Consider the following 17275-nt stretch of genomic DNA (forward strand, 5'->3'; position numbering starts at 1 on the left):
CTATAACCCGTGGCTTCCCGTTCGGCTGATCGTTGATCTGGTATGGGTGGGCTGGAAGTGCAACGGGTGGTGTTGGCAGCGAAGTTCGAGGCGATCCTGCCGCATCTGGACGAGCGGCAGCGGCGTCTGCTGATAGGGGCGGAGGCCCGGTCGCTCGGTCACGGCGGGATCAGGGCGGTCGCTCGTGCCGCTGGCGTCCGGGAGGCGACTGTGTCGTCGGGAGTGCGGGAACTCGACTCCGGGGAGCCTCCGCTGGAGCGGGCCCGCAGGGCCGGTGGTGGCCGCAAGCGGACCGCTGATCTGGATCCTCTCCTTCGGCCCGCGCTGCTCGCCCTGGTCGAGCCCGACGTCCGCGGGGATCCCATGTCGCCGCTGCGCTGGACCACCAGATCCACCCGCAAGCTCGCGGCGGAGTTGACCCGGCAGGGCCACCGGATCTCCGCGGACACGGTGGGCGACCTCCTGCGTGAGGAGGGCTTCAGCCTGCAGAGCAACGCCAAGACGTTGGAGGGCAAGCAGCATCCCGACCGGGATGTCCAGTTCTGCTACCTCAACGAGCAGGCCCGGAGCCACCGGGACAGCGGGGCTCCGGTGATCAGTGTGGACACGAAGAAGAAGGACTGGTCGGCCTCTTCAAGAACAACGGCCGTGAATGGGAGCCGAAGGGCGAGCCGGTGCGGGTCGGCACCCACGACTTCCCCGACCGCGAGCTGGGCAAGGCTGTGCCCTACGGCATCTACGACGTCGCCGCGAACACCGGCTGGGTCAACGTGGGCACCGACCACGACACCGCCGCGTTCGCCGTCGAATCGATCCGACGCTGGTGGAACGGCGCCGGACGGACTACCTACCCGACGGCCGACCGGCTGCTGATCACCGCCGACGCGGGCGGCTCCAACGGCTATCGCACCCGCACCTGGAAGACTGAGGTCGCCCAGTTCGCCAGCGAGTCCGGCCTGGCGATCACGGTCTGCCACCTGCCTCCCGGAACATCGAAGTGGAACCGGATCGAGCACAGGCTGTTCTCCCACATCACCATGAACTGGCGCGGCAGGCCCCTGACCAGCCACGAAGTCATCGTCCAGAGTATCGCCGCCACCACCACCAAGCCGGGCCTGAGGGTGCATGCCGAACTCGACACCAGCCAGTACCCCTGCGCTTGCCGAGAATGTCATCCGCCCTGGTCGGACGCCTGCACTCGGCTGGCGGTGGTCGGCCTCGTCGCTCTAGTCGGCGCTCTCGCGCAGCCGGCAGTCCACGCGTCATGATGATCGACCGTGCTACTGCGACTGGCCTACCTGGGAGTGACCAACACGTTCGCGCTGCTGCGTCCGCTGCCGAAGAGCGACCGGGACAAAGATGCGGAGATCCTGGCCCTCCGCCATCAGATCACAGTGCTCGAACGCCAACTCGGTAGTGATCGAGCACGGTTCACGCCGAGCGATCGGGCGTTCCTGGCGGCGCTGCTGCACCGGCTGCCGTTGCCCGCCCTGCGGCGTGTGCGATTGCTCGTGCGTCTTGACACGGTGCTGCGCTGGCATCGCGACCTCGTCAAGCGCCGTCATGCCGCTTCATCTCGGCCCAAGCGACCCGGTCGGCCCCGTACCGTGCGCTCCATCCGGATTCTGGTACTGCGCCTGGCGAGGGAGAATCCAAGCTGGGGCTACAGGCGCCTTCACGGCGAGCTGCTCGTGCTGGGAGTGAAGGTGGCCGCCTCGACCGTCTGGAAGATCCTCAAGGATGGCGGCGTCGATCCGGCGCCCGACCGGAGCTCCAGCACGTGGACCGACTTCCTGCGTTCCCAAGCTGACGCCCTCCTGGCCTGTGACTTCCTTGAGACGGTCACCCTGTCCGGCACGCGGATGCACGTACTCGCGGTGATCGAACACAGCAGCCGTCGCATCCGGATCCTGGGCGCCACCGCACACCCGACCACCTCCTGGGTCACACAGGCGGCGAAGAACCTGGTCATGGATCTCGAGGATGTCGGATGCCGGGCGCGATTCATGATCAGAGACAGGGACGAGAAGTTCCCCGCCCTGTTCGACGCTCTCCTCAAAGACACGGGCATCGAGGTCGTCCTCACCGGCATCAGATGCCGAGAATGAACTCGATCATGGAAAGGTGGGTGCAGACCTGCAGACACGAACTCCTGGACCGGACCTTGATCTGGAACCAACGCCACCTCCTCCACGCCCTACGGGAGTTCGAGGAGTTCTACAACTCCCATCGACCGCACCAGGCCATCGCGAACACCCGACCGCTACACCCACTACCCACACCAATCGACGACCCGGACAAGCTCAGCCACCTCGACATACGACGCCACGACCGCCTTCGCGGCATCCTCCACGAATACAGACATGCCACGTGACCTGCGCAGACGAGGTATTCGGCAAGCGCACCGCCGGCGCTCCGAACTCGGTGAACAACTCGACCGTGCCACGGCCACCTATCTCACCGATCAGACCGAACGCATCCGCGCGGTGGCCGCCCAGCAAGCGCGGCTGGAAGAAACCTCGCACGCCTCGACGACGCCCTGGCCCTGCATGAACGACTTCAAGGACAAAACGAACGCATCGCCGAGCTGGAGAGAGAACAAGAAGAACTCAACGACCGTATTGCCGCCTCTCGTCACAGCAACGCAGCCGTGTACGAGCGCCTGGACGCACTCGACGCCGCCTTCGAAGCCACCCTGCGAAGCTTCGACGCGCCCCGCTTCGACAACCGACCCGGCTCCCGTATCAACCGCGACACCTACAGCCGGTGATCGACGGGCGATCCTTCGGCGACCTCCAGTCCCAAGGCGTTGAAGTCCTCGTCAATGTGGCCCATGCCCTGGCCCACCAGCAGATGGCGCTCGATGACGATGGCAACCCTCTGCCCAACCTTCTGATCATTGACGGCATCAGCAGCAACGTCGGCCACGAAGGCATCGACCTGGAACGGCTGCGCAAGATGTACGCCGCCCTGCTCCAAGTGGCAACCGAACATCTGGACCGCCTGCAGATCATCGTCACCGACAACGACTCGCCCCCCATCGATGGCCTCCACCGAGCACTCGAACTCTCAGACACCGACCGACTCGTGCCCGGAATACCTACAACTGCCAGCGACAACGGCTCCCCTCGCCCGACGCAGGCCCCCAGACCTCAGGATGAACTCAGGAACCAGAAAGCCTTTAGGCTCCGACGAGCGCGACATGCCCAAAATGCCTACATCGCAGAGCGGTAGCCCGCTCTGGCCACGCAGAGATGCGGTGGTTTTCACAGGCATGTGGGGCGTGCTACACAGGCTGCTACCACTCGTCCGAGCTGGCGGCCGCAAACGGAGTCCCACAAGCGTCCGGCCCGGGGTCTCAGTGGATGTTCTGCGAGATTTCGAAGGCTCTGGTGCGGGGGGCCTGCTGGAGAAGATCGAAGCGCGAGAGGCAGGCCGCCCGTGAGACAGCGGAACAACTGCGCGAGCAGATCAGCCGCTTGTCTGAGCAGCCCGCCGCAGCCGAACAGACCATAATCCGCCTTGCAGGTCACCCAAGAGACCGCGCCACGACGACACCGCGCTCATACGATTGCTTGGCACACTATTTTTGACCGCAGAGTCCCCCGCTATTATCCCCCTACGGCGCTCCAGAGCCGGATACGGCGCTCACGCCCTGGGAGTGACCCGTCTACCGGCAGACACCAAGGGGCTTTACCGCTTTTTGGCGCAGGCCGCCCACGGCGACCAGGATGCCCGCGTGCCCACTGCCTGCGGAAACCGACCCAGAGAGATCACGAGCAGTCCCCCGTCCCCCTGTCACATGGGGAGCGCGACTCCGTACTCCCACCCCAGAAGGGGGTCGAGAGCCGACAAGGGTCCTTATACCTCTTGATGCACCGAGCATCCGAATCGATGGGGTGACCGCAGGGGCCTACAGTTGACGGCGGCGCACAGGGGCGCAGTACGGCGCTGTAGATCTACCGGATCGAGTGACGGACGAATCGGGCACCGTTGACACGTCTGCGAGTTGGGAGCACGAGGGCCCCCAGAGGGCTCCCCATTGCTCCCAGCCCGGAAACGGTCAAGGCCGCTTCCGCTACCCGCGGAAGCGGCCTCCGACCTGCGAAAACGCTGGTCGGGACGACAGGATTTGAACCTGCGACCCCTTGACCCCCAGCCGCGCGGCAACTCTCCGCAACGATCGGTATCGGTCTGTAGCAGACCGCCTCGAAGCCGTACACCGCCGTACAGAGCAAGAGAACACCGCTCCCAACGCCCGACCCCCGAACACGTCCCCCCTGCCGCCGCAACGCTTCACTCCAACACCATGACCATCCGCCGACCCGGATGCCGTCATGAACCGCACACCTTCACTCCACACAACGCCCCCGGGGAACTTACAACCGCCCCGAATCCGATCGCTCCTCTTCCGACATCACCAGCCTGGAATCACACCCGCCCAACATCCTCAGCGCCTCGCGGGAGTCGTCCCACGCGCTCCCGGAGCAGGAGTCGAGGAAACCGAACCCCTGGACGATCTACGGGGTGCGGCGCACTCAACGAACACTGTTAGTGCCAGCCATTCATACGCCCAGGCCGCAGGCTTGATCATCAAACGGAGCCCGCTATGCGGCTTTGCGCGCGCGCAAGGCCGCAGCGACACCCGCATGACCATCAACCCTCAAACGACACCACTTCAACGCCTCATACTGCTATCATTTTGAAGGCCGCCGTCCCCGACGAAAGGAGTTTTCGATGTCGCGCACCATGATCGATCTCGACGATGAGATGGTGGAACACGCCATGCGCCTGTACGGCGTGAAGACGAAGGCCAAGGCTGTGCGCATGGCCATGGAGGAAGCTGTCAAGCGTCGGCTGCGACAGGAGGGCATCGACGCGATCAAGTCCGGTGACCTGGACCTGACCTACGACAGCCGGACGGAGCCCGACAGCAGGAACGTGGCGTGAGTGAGCGCTTCCTGATCGACAACTCCGCCCTCCAGCGATGGCGTAAGCCGAAGGTGGCCGAGGTCCTCGACCCACTCCACGAGGATGGCGTACTGGCTGTGTGCGGACCGGTCGAGATGGAGGTGATGTACTCCGCACGCAACGACAACGACGCGAAGCGCCTGCACTGGTTCCTGTCCGGCTTCGACTACCTGCCGATGCCCGACGAAGTGTGGGACCGGGCCAAAGACATCCAGCGACAGGCCATCACCAAAGGCAACCACCGCGCACTGTCCATGCCTGACCTGCTGATCGCCGCAGCAGCCGAACGACATGCGGTGACCGTGCTGCACTACGACCAGGACTACGACATGATCGCCGCCATAACAGGCCAGCCCATGAAGTGGGTCACGGAGGCAGGCACAGCGGACCACTGACTTCACTGCCCAGGACGCTGCGGGTGCCGAATAATCATCCGCCCAGGTCAGGCTGCATGGTGCGCGTGGAGGGTGCCACCGAGCCGATCTTGTCGGTGGATCTCCAGGCGTCTGATCTGAGCTGGTTCGGTGATCGGTTGGGGGAGGGGGCGGAGCGGACTGGCCTGATCCAGGGTTCGGTGGGGGCGATGACTGTTGTGGAACGCTTCGAACTCGCGGAGCACGTGCAGCAGGTGTCGCTGGTTCCATATGAGGGTGCGGTCGAGTAGCTCGTGTCGGCAGGTCTGTATCCAGCGTTCCGCGATGGCATTCATTCTGGGGGTTCGGACACTGGTCTTGACGACGCTGATTGCGGCGTCGCTCATGACTGCGTCGAACGCGTAGGTGAACTTGGAGTCCAGGTCACGGATCAGGAACCGGACTGTGCTTGCCTGCGTCCTCCAGGTCCATGACGAGGTTGCGCCCGAGCTGCACGACCCAGGCTGCGGTGGGGTGTGCTGTGGCGCCGAGGATCCGGACTCGCCGGGTGGCGTGCTCGATGACTGACGGACGTTTTCGCCCGCCTCGCGACCCTGCCAAGACCGGCCACCTGACCAGCAGCTTTGTCCCTGACCACCCACGACCCGAGGAACCCGGAGCACCCGACCGAGCGTCGGGCCCAACCCATGCACACCAGGCAAGAAGCAGCCGACAACCACAACCCAGCGCCGATCAAATCAGCTCAGCCGACCCAACCGAAACAGGGAGGCTAACTTTTCGTGGTCCGGCAATGGATGCCTTCTCCGTGAGGGTCAGCGAGCCTCGGCTGTCTGCTGGGCATACTTCTGGGAAGCGGCGTTGATCGCTGCCACGGTCTCGGTCTTCCACTCGCTGTCGCGTACCCAGGCGTTGTGTTCACGGATGGGCTGCAGTTGCCCCCGGAACTCCGGGATGACGTACTCGGCGCAGAGTTCGACCGCGCGCTTCTGCTTCTCGAAGGTGGTGAAGTCGGTCAGCGTCATCACGAAGCTGCCGAAGCCGCCGGTCTGGTCCGCCAGCTTCCGGATGAGCTCGATGGCCGTGTCCGGCGTCCCGATCAGGACCGACCCGGTCTCGATCGCGTCGTCGATCATTCCCTCGACGTCCGGCTTGTCCGAAGCGGGCAGCGGCGAGATGTGGGAGAGGTAGTTCCAGATCTCCTCGAAGCCGTGGGCACAGTCCTCGCGGGCTTGCTCCTCGGTTTCGGCGATGTGGGTGATGGCGGACAGGCGCCAGTTTCTGCGATCCACGGTCCGACCGTGCTTCGCGGCCTCTTTCTCCGCGATGCTCCAATGCGTGCGGAGTGCTTCAAAGGCTGCCGGTGAACTGGCGGAGAGGTTGATCATGCCGATACCGAGCCTGCCGGCGGTCACGGGGCCCGAGGGTGAGGTGACCGCGGCGACGACCACGTCGAGTTCGGGGACGGTGTAGGGGCGCAGCTGCAGTTTGGCCTCGTGCAGGTCGAACCAGTCGCTCTTCTCCGTGACGGTCTCGCCGCGCAGGAGTCGCATGATGACCGCGGCCGCCTCAAGCATCCGGTCTCGCTGGGTGGACGGATCGATGCCGAGCATATAGGCGTCCGAGATCAGCTGGCCTGGCCCGAAGCCCATGATCGCACGTCCATGGGTGAGGTGGTCGAGTGTCACCAGGCGTTCGGCGAGCAGAAACGGGTTGTGGTACGGCAGGGAGTTCACCGCTGTACCGAGCTTGATGGTGCGTGTGGTGCGCGAGACCGCGGCGAGCATCAACTCCGGGGATCCGATCGGCTCGTGGCCCCCGGAGTGGTGCTCCCCCAGCCAGGCTTCCTGGAAGCCGAGACGGTCGGCCAGTTCGATGACGGCCAGGTCCCGCTCGAAGAGCACGGTGGGGCTGACGCCGATCTTGTGGAAGGGAGCCATGAAGACGCCGAAGTTGGTCGGGAAGTGGGATGTGGACATGGTTGATGGCCCTCTCGTTGGTGAGCGTTGACGGACAGGAGCGACAACGGAGTGCGCGGGTGTCAGAGCGAGGGCGGCGTCACGCTGCCGCCGAAGGCGACAACCAGTGGGGTTGGGTCGTAGTACTCCACGAAGTGGACGATCCTGCCGTCCCGGACGGTGAAGCAGGTGACGTACTCGTTCTTGTACTCGACGGGCCGCACCATGGTCATGTCGCTCTTGTAGAAGGTGATGACCTGGCCAGGGTCGGAGTGGAGGGTCTCGATGCGGATGTCGTAGAGCCCCTCGGTGACGATGGATTCAGGCAGTGGAGCGAGGAACTCCATAACGGCCTCCACTCCGTCGAGGCGCCGGGGAAACCCCTCCGGGGCCCACCGCATCTCGAAGACCACTTCGGGCGCGAGCAGTTCGCGTTTGACGTCGAAGTCCCAGTCGTTGATCGCCTGGAGATACCGCTCGGCGATCACCATGTTTGCCTGCCGCAGTACGTCTTGTTCCACTGGATACCTAACTGAGTTTAGTTCGCCTCGATTGGATCGAGAATCTAAGCGCCTGCAGGGTAGGGGGTCAATGGTCTTGCAGCCAGGAATAGAGGGCTTGCGTCACCTCTTCCGCACTCGCCGTCATGGTAGGTACGCTCGGGCAGAAATGAATTTGATTCAGGAAGGGTTCCACTGTGACCGGTGCAGCGAACGAGAGAAGGACCACCGCGGACACGTTCGTCGACAACAGGGGCCTGACCGCCGACGTACTCCGAGGCGCCTACGGGCGGTTCCCGTCCGGGGTCACGGCGGTCTGCGGCCTCGTTGCCGGTCGGCCGACCGGCATCGCGGCCAGTTCGTTCACCTCCGTCTCACTCGAACCGCCACTGGTCTCGGTGTGTGTCGCCCACGCCTCGACCACCTGGCCGGTACTGCGACGAGCTTCACGCCTGGGTGTCAGTGTGCTCGCGGAAGACCAGGGCCCTGTGGCGCGTGCCCTTGCCTCCAAGTCCTCCGACCGGTTCGCCTCCGTGGACTGGGTGGCCGAGCCGCCGGGCTCCGTGTTCGTCCTTGGAGCGGCCTTGTGGCTGGAATGCCGGATCGTCCGGGAGGTACCCGCCGGTGACCACGCCATTGCGCTGCTCAAGATCGACCGGCTCTCACCGCACGCCGGAGTTCCCCCGGTGGTCTTTCACGCCAGCACCTTCCGGTCCCTGGCGAAGTACTGACGTGTACATCGACGCGCGTGACGCGGACGTCCGGCTTGCCGAGCCCTACGACCTGACCAGGTTCAGCGTGGTGGCCGACGACCTGCAGACACTTACCGAACGGGCCGAACAGTTCGGCTATGTCGCCGATGGCTCGGCCTTCGTGCGCGGCGACTGGATTCGTGCCTCCGGCCCCGAACGAGAGAATGGGCGGCAGCACTTGAAGAGATGCTCGCCGTCGCGGAATCGTCGGGATGGCTGAACGACGGCCACGTCCAGGCACACATCGTCCGGCCCGGGCCGGACCCGGCCTGACCTCCTCCCGGACGCCCACCCCGAGCATCCGCCCGTCGTGCAGCTCGTCCCGCACGCCCGGAGGCCCTTCGCGGCCGTCAAGGACGAAGAGCCGACGGCTTCTCCCTGCTGGCCAAGGATGACGCCGCCGCGCAAGAGCGACGAGGCCAAGGAAGAGCGCTCCGCCCGATCACAGGCGGGAAGGAGCCCCGGTCAGCGGGAATCCAACCAAGGCTCCAGCATGTACTGACGTCACCTATTGACTTTCTCGGCCCCCAGGTGATCGCAGAGCGTGACCATCTTCTCGCCCCGGTTGCGTCCTAGGAAGTGGTGTACCGGGTTCCGCCTGATCCGGGGGTTTTCCTCGGCGTCGGGGTGAGGGCCCGGATGGACAAACGGCCACCGGCTGATCCTTCGAGAACGACCAAGATCTTGAAAGAGATCAGCACGATGACCGCACCTGACAGTGTGCCTCTGCATGCCCTGACCGAAGGCAGTCTCGCTTCGGCGAGTCCGGATCTGCTCCGCGCGATGATCAAAACGTTCGCCGACGCCCTGATGTCCGGCGAGGCCGACACACTGTGCGGGGCCGAGTACGGCCAGGTCAGCGACGAGCGCGTCAACCACCGCAACGGCTACCGCCCGCGCGAGTGGGACACCCCAGCCCAGTAGCCGGCAGAAGATCAGGTAGAGCAGTCGCAGACCCACGGTCACTGATCATGCCCACATTCAGACGATCGCAAAGCCCCAGGTCAACCACCGTACGGCAATAAAGACACCCTTCAGGATTTCCGGCAAGCGCTCGTCCGCTTGGCACACTATTTTTCGCCGAGAATCCCCCGCCGCCTGTCTCGCCACAGCGCTCCAGAGCCGGATACGGCACTCGCGCCCTGGGAGTGACCTATCTGCCGGCGGACGCCAAGGGGCTTTGCCTCGCCTTGACGCAGGTCGCTCGCAACGACCAGGACGCCCGCGTGCGACCTGCCTGCGAAAACCGACTCAGCGACATCACCGACAGTCCCCCATCCCTGTCGCATGGGGAGCGCGACTCCGTGCTCCCACCCTGAAAGGAGGTCGAGAGCCGACAAGGGGCCTTATGCCTCTCGATGCACAGAGCATCCGAAATCAATAGGGTGACGCCAGGGGCCTACGGTTGACGACGGCGCACAGGGGCGCGGTACGGCGCCGTAGGTCTACCGGATCGGGTGACGGACGAATCGGGCACCGTTGACACGTCTGCGAGTTGGGAGCACGAGGGCTCCCAGAGGGCTCCCCATTGCTCCCGGCCCGGAAACGGTTAAGGCCGCTTCCGCTACCCGCGGAAACGGCCTTCGACCTGCGAAAACGCTGGTCGGGACGACAGGATTTGAACCTGCGACCCCTTGACCCCCAGCGGTGCGGCAATTCTCCTCTTATGCTCCACTTTAATACTCTCTCAGACCTGCTGCGCCGTCAAGCCCCGTACGACGCTGTACGCGCAAGCCGTCAAGTGCCACAGTGGAGCAACGGCGGCATCGTTCTTCGCGCCCCCAAGCACGTCGCGGGGCAGCTCACCTGCAGACATTCGAGTCCTCGTGCCGGCCACGGACCACCCCTCGTTCCGGCAGGGAAACACGATGCCTGACCAGGGCGGACGTATTATTCGGCATCCGCAGAGTTCCACGCCGGCCCGCAAGTGAGCTTCACGCCGGAGCATCGGAGCGCCTCGGGCTGAGCAGCGCACGTGGTCAGGGCACGAACGCAGTATTCGGTCGGTCGCTCAAGACAGTGGCCAAGGAGCCTTGTACAGCTGGTTCCGTGCAGGGTGAGGCCCGCAACGGACCTACTCCCCAAGCCCGAACTGGGCCTTCAGCCACGTCGGGTTGAGCTTCAGCGTCTTGTTGTCGGGGAGGAGTTCGAGGACCTGGATTCCGTCCATGTTCAGGAGTTGGGTGAGGACGGCGGCGTAGCCGCGAGCCCGGGCCGGTGGCTTGCCCGCGGCGGCGGCCACGGCTGTCAGAGGGAGGGTGTTGTTCTCACAGAGCGCTGCGAGGGCCTGGCGAAGTCCCTCCGGGTCCTCTTTGCGAGGGAGGAGAGCGAGCTGGTCACTGAGGGCTGGGGAGGCGAAGAGGTCGTCCAGGAGCTGCTCCACCGGCGACTGAGCTTCCACGGCGAGCAGCGTTCCCTCAGTCTCGGAGGGTTGGGGGGACACCGCGATCTCGAACAGACCCGTGTCTTGTGGAGCGGACTTCTTCGGGGTACGCCTGGACTTCGTCGCCTGTGTCGTCCCGGTCTCCGCGGAGGGAGGTGCCGAGGTCGTGCGCAGGCGCGTCGTGTCCAGTTTCCACCAGTGCGGCTCGTACGTGTCCGTGAGTTGCCGCCACCCTGGTGGAATGTGCTCGGTCGCACCGTCCGGCAGGTACGCGAGCACAGGGATCGTGAACTCGGCCGGGTGCACTCCCCCGTGGTATCCGGCGGCACGGTTCGTGTAACGGGCGTCGGCCGGCCACAGGGCGACGATGGGGCCTCCGACCACTCGTGGGCCGGCGAGTACCGTCTCCGCCTCGCTGACCAGTGGTTCGGCGCCATCGTCCGGGACGACGCGGTAACGGGCGTTGACGGCCTCGGGGGTGGGGACCTTCACACCCCGGTGCTCCAGTACGTGCCCGTGGTCGCTGGTGATCAGTACGGCCATGCCCCGCCGGCGGGCCTCGTCCAGGAGTGGGGTCAGGGCGTCGATGTCGCCGATCGTCCAGTCCCACTCGTCGAGGCGTTCGTCGTTCTTCAGAACGTCGTCGACGGTGTTGAGGACGACCGCGAGGTGTGACGCGTCGTCGGTCAGGGCCGCCTCCAGGTCGGGCCCGAAGCGTCCACCGGTGCTGGCGGGGCGGAGGTCGTCCTTGTGGAAGACGGCCGCCTTGTGCCCCGACCACAGCCGCAGGGACGGGAATTCACGCTTCTCGGTCTTCTGGTCGCCGCGTTGCAGCTTGCCGGTGAGGAGTGTGGTGCGGCTGACGGCGGTGACGGTGGGCAGGGCAGCGGCCATCGCTTGGCGGGTGGGCGGCATCCCCTTCTCGCCGGTGGGGTCGTACTCGGTCCAGTTCGCCGCGAGTTCCTCGCCGAGTTGTCCCGCGAGCGCGGCGCTCATGCCGTCCACGACGATCAGCATCAGCCGTCGTTGGGACTTCACCACAGGTTTCGCGACCCGCTCGAGGAAGGTCTCGACCGTCAGCATCGAGTTGGGAGCGGTACCCGCCGCGGTCCACTCGGCAGCCTGCTCGGCGAAGGCCTGGTCCATGCGGCGCCGCACCTTACGTACGTCAGCGGCGAGCGCGTCGTAGGCATCGGACAGGGCGGGCTCGGTGTCGCCGCCCGCCTCCAGGTGCTCCAACGCACGGTCGGCCCAGGAGAGTTCTGCGTTGTAGTGGGCCAGGGCGTCCGCGACGGTGTCCGGTGTCCATGCGGGTTCGGTGGCCAGCCACTGCACCAGGCGCACGGCCATCCGGGCGCGGCCGATCCGGGTGCGGGCCGTCTCGGCAAGGTGGTGTGCCTGCACCGCGCGCAGCGCCGTACGGCAGGCGTCGAGATCGCGGCCGGCGATCGCCGAACCCACGGCGGCCAGGCGCGCTTCGAGTCCGGCGGGCAGGTAGGGGCTGTGTCGTACGGCCCCGGTCGCACCCAGATGGCCGGCGAGCCGTTCGGCGTCCGGGGTGACCTCGGCGAGGAGCTGTGCGTTGCGTGCGACGAGGTTCTCGGCGGATTCCCCGTAGCGCCGCATGGCCTCGTCGGTGAACTCGCGGCCGAGGATGTTCTCCGCTCGGCCGCGCGCCCGGAAGACCTCGGGGCCGGCCGGGGCGTGCTGCCACAGCGCGGCGGCGACGAGCCCGAACGGCAGAGCGACGGATGGCTCGTCGTGCTCGGTAATCGACAGAAGGGCGTCGGCGGTCGGACCGGCCTGGTCCACCTCAGCGAGGAAGCGCCGCAGCCCGGCCCGCTCCCCGTCGCGCAGCGCGCGGTAGGCACGCGGTCCTTCGGAGGAGGTGCGGCTCCACAGCAGCAGAGTGTCGATGTCGAGCTGGGCGTCCGCGTCGAGCAGCAGCCGCCGCCGTGCGAGGGCGGCGAGGGCGTGTGTACGGGACAGGACCTGCCGGTTGAGGCCGGGCCAGCCGCCCGCGGGGGCGGCTTCGAGGAGGGCCTCGGCCACCCCCCAGGTCTCGTCGCTGAGCCGTGGATCGATACCGGAGGCGGTGAAGGTCTCGCGGATGAGGTCCCAGTTGTCGACGTGCTGGATGGCGTATCGGTACGCGCGGACCAGGATGCCGGGGTCGAGTTCGGCGTCCTCCCGGTCGGTGAGCAGGACGAGCAGGGACGGGTCTTCCACCGAACCGGGACCGGGGGCGTCGAGGTGGCTGAGCGCCTCCTGGTAGACGGCGAGCACGGACGGCGCGGTGGCCACCCGTGCGCGCCGGCCGCCGTTCCAGGACAGGATCGGCTGCTCCTCCCACATGGGTGCCGAACGCAGGAGCACGACCTGGCGAGTGTCGCCGTCCGGCTGCTGGGTGCCCTTCAGCAGCGCGCGCTGACCCGCAAGGTATTTCGCGACGGCGGTGGGCGTGAGGCGGGCGAGGCCCCGGCCGGCCTGAGGCATCAGTCGACCACCTTCCACGTGATCTCGATGGCCTTGCCGGGATGCGCGGCCGCCACCTGGTGGAGGGCCTGCTCGACCTCGGCAGCGCTGCCCTGCACGGAGCCCGTACGGGCAGTGGTCTTGACCTTCGGGTGCGAGGTGTCGGTGGTCAGCGGCACCTGGTCGGGGGTGGGCGAGGCCGGGGTGGCAGCCGGTGGTTCGGTCCGCTGCTGCTGTTGCCGCTGGACGGCCAGGGCCTGGGTGATCGCCCGCTGGGCACGGGGCAGGGAGTCCTGCAGCTTCCTGTTGAACTGGTCCTCGCGCGCGTCCTCCTGGAGGGTGGTGAGGGCGTCCATGCCCGTGCCGAGTTCAAGCACGTCCCAGGAGGCGTTCTGCAGGGCGGACGCCACCGCGTCCGCCGTCGTGACGGATGAGCCCAGCCGTTCCAGCGTCAGTTCGCCGAAGCCGAACGCGGCGAGGGCCTCGACGACCCGCTTGGCCCCGCGGCCCTTCTCGGCGAGCAGCTCCTCGAGCAGGGCAAGACCGCGGCGTGCGGTGTGCAGACGCCCTGTGACGGCGGTGTCGTCGAGGCCGAGGAAGTCTGCTCGCCGCTCCAGCTCGGCCACCAGCTCGCGACTGGCCGGCAAGAGCTTGTCGACGTGGGTACGCACCAGATCGGCGAAGGAGTTGACGATCCGCCCGCGCAGCTGCACGGGGGCCTTCTTGCCGAAGATCTTCTCGTAGCGCGCGCGGGCTATCTCCCAGTCCGGCTCGGAGGGCAGGGGCTGGCGGCGCAACGCCCAGCCGTCCTTGATCTCGCCCAGCTTGAGGTCGGCGACGGGAGCCCCGCCGATGACCCACACCCGGTCCTCCATCTCGCCGTACGCGGCCGCGACGAGCTGCTGGATGTGGGTCGCGAGCCCCATCCGCTGCGGTTCGTCCATCCATGCGGTCAGCGAGCCGTAGCCGATGTCCGCGTCCGGGTCGCTCTTCGCGAGCCGGTTGAAGTGCTCGCGCCAGTACCCGCCGAGGGTGAAGTAGCTCTCCCCCATCGTGCCGAGCTTGAGCGGCTGTGCGACCGTCTCCATCAGCCCCTGGTCTCCGCGCGCGATCTCCGCCTTGCCCTCGCGGGCCCCGGCGGCCTCGCTGATGTATCCGAGGACGGTACGCGCCTGGGCGGGCGTGACGGCCTGTGCGCCGAGGTCGGGGTGGGCCGGGTACTGCCAGGCCAGCATCTTGCCCGCGATGTCGCGGATCGCATCACGCGGGGCGGCGCTCAGTCCGAGCGCGGGCGTGGTCGCGCCCGGCTTGGTGGCGATGTGGTCCGAGAAGTCGTCGAGGACGTCCCCCTCCTGCTTCTTCGCCAGGCCGTACGCCTGCTTGAAGGCGGCGAGAACCCGGTCGCGCAGGGTGTCGGCCTGCGTGGTGAGCAGCCCTCGTGCCCGCACCCGGTCGTCGGGGCCGAGGTGAGCGGCGAAACGGCTGTCGAAGTCACTGCCGCTGTTCAAAATCCGCTTGATGATCACGTACCGGTTGAAGTCCGCATACATCGTCGTCGTCATATGCGTGGGCACCCAGGCGAGGGAATGCTGGACCTCGGGGTGCCGCTCCCAGAAGCTGTTCATCCGGTTCAGGTCCTCGCGCGGCCCGAACTCCCCCTCGTCCCATGGAAGATCGACGACGAGTCGCCAGGTCTCCGCGTCGGTGGGAGTGAGCGTGGAGTCGGGGGTCTCCTCCCGGTCGGCGATATTGGCGAAGACGACCTCGGTACGGCGCTTGCTGCCCCGCCAGGTGAAGTCGAGGGTGTCGAAGGCGTCGAAGGCGCCCTGCCCCTTGGCCGCGGTCAGCGCGAACTCCGAGCGCAGCAGCTCGACAGCGGCGTCGTGGCGGTAGCGGGGCTTGTCGAAGGCTTCGCGGCCGTTGCGGACGACGGAGTCGATGTCCACGCCGGTCAGTTCGAGGCGAACGGTCATCGCCACGCCGTCGCCCGCGAGCTTGATCTCGGGGATCCGGCCCGCCCACTCCTTCAACTTGTTGATCAGGGCGGGGATCTCGCCGCCGGGAAGGAGCGCCTTGATGGTGCCGGCGTTGAGGGCCAGGAACCGCTTGACCGTCATGTTCTGGAAGGCCGGCGCGGCGGGCGCGAGGGCGGACAGGACAAGGGTCGACATCAGTCGGTCGTCGTCGGTGAACTGCTTGAGCCTGCGGGAGAGGTCACCGTCCTCGATGGCGGCAGGGTCCTGTTGGTACGCCGCGACCTGCTCCTCCGTGACCCGGTACTGGTCGAGGAGGTAGGGGCGCATCCGGTTGCGGTACAGCCGGTCGGCCTCCTCGAACACGGCCCGCAGCTCGTCGGTGAACGGCTTGTCGCCGCCGCCCGAGATCAGCGCCCAGACGTCGCCGAGCGGCACCAGCTCGCCGACGCGCAGCAGATTGCGCCGCGCGGCGAGGAGTTCACCCATCAGTTTGAGGCCGGTGCGCGAGCGCTGAAGGGCCGAGGACAGGTGGACGAGGGTATCCATGAAGGCTGGCGAGAAGGGGTACGTGAAGCGGAACGCGGTCTCCGTGGCGCCCACATTGTTCCCGTCGCCGCCCAGGAGTTCGTCCCAGAACTTGGCGTTGGTGGACTTCGCCTTCTTGAACGCCTCCCCGATCACCGCGTTCGCGTCGGTCGACAGCGGCCTGAGGAGGCGCGCGTGGGCGATCTGAGGAAGGTTGCGGTCCTCCAGGCTGATGCGGTCGAACCGGCCCGAGGCGAGCTCCAGGTTGTCGACGATGGCCCGCTGGTAGCGGCCCCCGTCCTCAGCGGATCCGACCAGGTCGCGAAGGTCGCGCTGGCGAGCGATGAACGACACGACGGGGACGGCCCGGCGTTCGTCGCCACCCTCCACCAGATTCGTGATCTTCGCCGTCTCGCGGGATACGAACTCCGAGGAGGAGATACGAGAGGCGAACCACAGGATCAGCTCGTCGAGGAAGAGCACGATCCCGTCGTAGTTCAGACTCTTCGCGTGCTGGGCTATCACCGACAGGCCCCGGTCGAGGCTGATGAAGCCGCCGTCCTGCTCGACGGCGCGCTCCTCGTAGCCCGGCAGCACCTTGGCCGTGTCCTGGGCGAGCCGGGCCCGCAGCTCCCCCGGGGTGGACGGGTCAGCGGGGTTGAACTCCTCTCCGACCTCCAGCTCCTCGGCGGCCATGGCCTCATCGAGCAGCTCGGAGGTCCAGCCGAAAGCGGCCCCGAACTCGCCCCACTCGCCCGTGGTTTCGGCAGGCGCGGCACCCGCCAGGAACTTGATCACATCCTCATCGCCCAGCCGCTTCCGCATGGACTGCAGGTCGCGGAACATGGCATCGCTGCGGTAGACCCGCGGGGTCGACGCGTCGGGCTCCAGCTCCTTGATCCGCTTGACGTATCCGCTGAGGATCCGCTGCTCCATCGACTTGGCGTCGAGCATGTGCACCGGCACCATCAGGAACCGCCGGTCGCCGTCCTGCAGCCACCCGTTCTTCGCGAACACCGGGTCGAAATCGATCTTGTCGCGAGCCGCCGGGGCCTGGTTGAGCAGGGCGTGCAGTACGGCCATGAAGTGCGACTTACCGGCACCGAACGAGGCGTGCAGGTACGCGGCCTTCGAGGAGTGGCTGTCCACCGCCGACTTGATGAGGCCGAGGGCCTCGTTGAAGTGCTGCACGAGGTCGTCGGTGACGACGTAATCGGCCAGGGCCTTCTCGGCACCGTCGGGGGTGGTGGCGTCGGCGAGCTGGAGGACGTAGTCGGAGCTGGACACCTCCGGCTTGATGTTGATCAGCTCGCGGAGGAGGGGGGTGCCGAGGTTGCCGTTTGCGAGGTTCGCTGCCATGTCTT

Annotated in this window: 9 protein-coding genes and 4 pseudogenes; 7 read left to right on the top strand and 6 right to left on the bottom strand. The window is 66.6% G+C overall.

Translation table 11 applies throughout. The features are described from left to right. Positions 1–42: 42 nt before the first annotated feature. A pseudogene (locus BLV72_RS03315) lies at positions 43–1154 on the top strand (ISAzo13 family transposase); the annotation flags it as partial. A 123-nt stretch (positions 1155–1277) separates the two neighbouring features. Beyond that, positions 1278–2374: pseudogene (locus tag BLV72_RS03320) on the top strand (integrase core domain-containing protein). A gap of 383 nt (positions 2375–2757) precedes the next feature. Here the strand turns inward: BLV72_RS03320 and BLV72_RS03325 are convergent. Next, positions 2758–3054: a hypothetical protein gene (locus tag BLV72_RS03325; RefSeq protein ID WP_093460191.1), complete on the bottom strand. Its 297-nt coding sequence runs from the start codon at positions 3052–3054 to the stop codon at positions 2758–2760. A 1683-nt stretch (positions 3055–4737) separates the two neighbouring features. Between BLV72_RS03325 and BLV72_RS03330 the strand changes: the two genes are divergently transcribed. Both BLV72_RS03330 and BLV72_RS03335 read left to right on the top strand, forming a co-directional pair. Further along, positions 4738–4950 (top strand): type II toxin-antitoxin system VapB family antitoxin, encoded by a 213-nt coding sequence (locus BLV72_RS03330; protein ID WP_014059306.1) that lies wholly within the window; start codon positions 4738–4740, stop codon positions 4948–4950. Further along, entirely contained in the window at positions 4947–5366 is a 420-nt protein-coding gene (locus tag BLV72_RS03335; protein WP_014059307.1) for a PIN domain nuclease, read from the top strand. Before BLV72_RS03330 ends, BLV72_RS03335 begins: the two co-directional genes overlap by 4 nt. Positions 5367–5413: 47 nt before the next feature. On the opposite strand, the pseudogene BLV72_RS03340 reads toward BLV72_RS03335, so the two are convergent. From BLV72_RS03340 to BLV72_RS03350, 3 genes and pseudogenes are all read right to left on the bottom strand, one after another. Further along, positions 5414–5912: pseudogene (locus BLV72_RS03340) on the bottom strand (integrase core domain-containing protein); the annotation flags it as partial. 245 nt (positions 5913–6157) lie between these two features. Continuing rightward, positions 6158–7321, bottom strand: a complete 1164-nt coding sequence (locus tag BLV72_RS03345) for an LLM class flavin-dependent oxidoreductase (RefSeq protein WP_093460192.1) — start codon at positions 7319–7321, stop codon at positions 6158–6160. 62 nt (positions 7322–7383) lie between these two features. Continuing rightward, positions 7384–7821: a nuclear transport factor 2 family protein gene (locus BLV72_RS03350; protein WP_203348397.1), complete on the bottom strand. Its 438-nt coding sequence runs from the start codon at positions 7819–7821 to the stop codon at positions 7384–7386. 176 nt (positions 7822–7997) lie between these two features. Between BLV72_RS03350 and BLV72_RS03355 the strand changes: the two genes are divergently transcribed. The 3 genes and pseudogenes from BLV72_RS03355 to BLV72_RS03370 form a co-directional block, all read left to right on the top strand. Then, positions 7998–8531 carry a flavin reductase family protein gene (locus BLV72_RS03355; protein ID WP_237298759.1) on the top strand — a complete coding sequence of 178 codons (534 nt, stop codon included), beginning with the start codon at positions 7998–8000 and terminating at the stop codon, positions 8529–8531. A 1-nt stretch (position 8532) separates the two neighbouring features. Further along, on the top strand, positions 8533–8772 hold the full coding sequence (locus tag BLV72_RS03360) for a hypothetical protein (RefSeq protein WP_093460193.1): 240 nt from the start codon (positions 8533–8535) through the stop codon (positions 8770–8772). Between the two features lie 482 nt (positions 8773–9254). After that, a pseudogene (locus BLV72_RS03370) lies at positions 9255–9464 on the top strand (transposase); the annotation flags it as partial. A 1162-nt stretch (positions 9465–10626) separates the two neighbouring features. Here the strand turns inward: BLV72_RS03370 and pglZ are convergent. Together pglZ and pglY are read right to left on the bottom strand one after the other, a co-directional pair. Continuing rightward, positions 10627–13431 carry a BREX-2 system phosphatase PglZ gene (pglZ, locus tag BLV72_RS03375; RefSeq protein WP_093460195.1) on the bottom strand — a complete coding sequence of 935 codons (2805 nt, stop codon included), beginning with the start codon at positions 13429–13431 and terminating at the stop codon, positions 10627–10629. Further along, on the bottom strand, positions 13431–17270 hold the full coding sequence (pglY, locus tag BLV72_RS03380; RefSeq protein WP_093460196.1) for a BREX-2 system ATPase PglY: 3840 nt from the start codon (positions 17268–17270) through the stop codon (positions 13431–13433). Before pglY ends, pglZ begins: the two co-directional genes overlap by 1 nt. Positions 17271–17275: the final 5 nt, after the last annotated feature.

This window comes from Streptomyces melanosporofaciens (genome assembly GCF_900105695.1).
GTDB classification, from domain to species: Bacteria; Actinomycetota; Actinomycetes; order Streptomycetales; family Streptomycetaceae; genus Streptomyces; species Streptomyces antimycoticus.

Coding starts and splice junctions, on each gene's coding strand:
- BLV72_RS03330 (WP_014059306.1), top strand. CDS start 4,738: ATGTCGCGCACCATGATCGATCTCGACGATGAGATGGTGGAACACGCC.
- BLV72_RS03345 (WP_093460192.1), bottom strand. CDS start 7,321: ATGTCCACATCCCACTTCCCGACCAACTTCGGCGTCTTCATGGCTCCC.
- pglZ (WP_093460195.1), bottom strand. CDS start 13,431: ATGCCTCAGGCCGGCCGGGGCCTCGCCCGCCTCACGCCCACCGCCGTC.
- pglY (WP_093460196.1), bottom strand. CDS start 17,270: ATGGCAGCGAACCTCGCAAACGGCAACCTCGGCACCCCCCTCCTCCGC.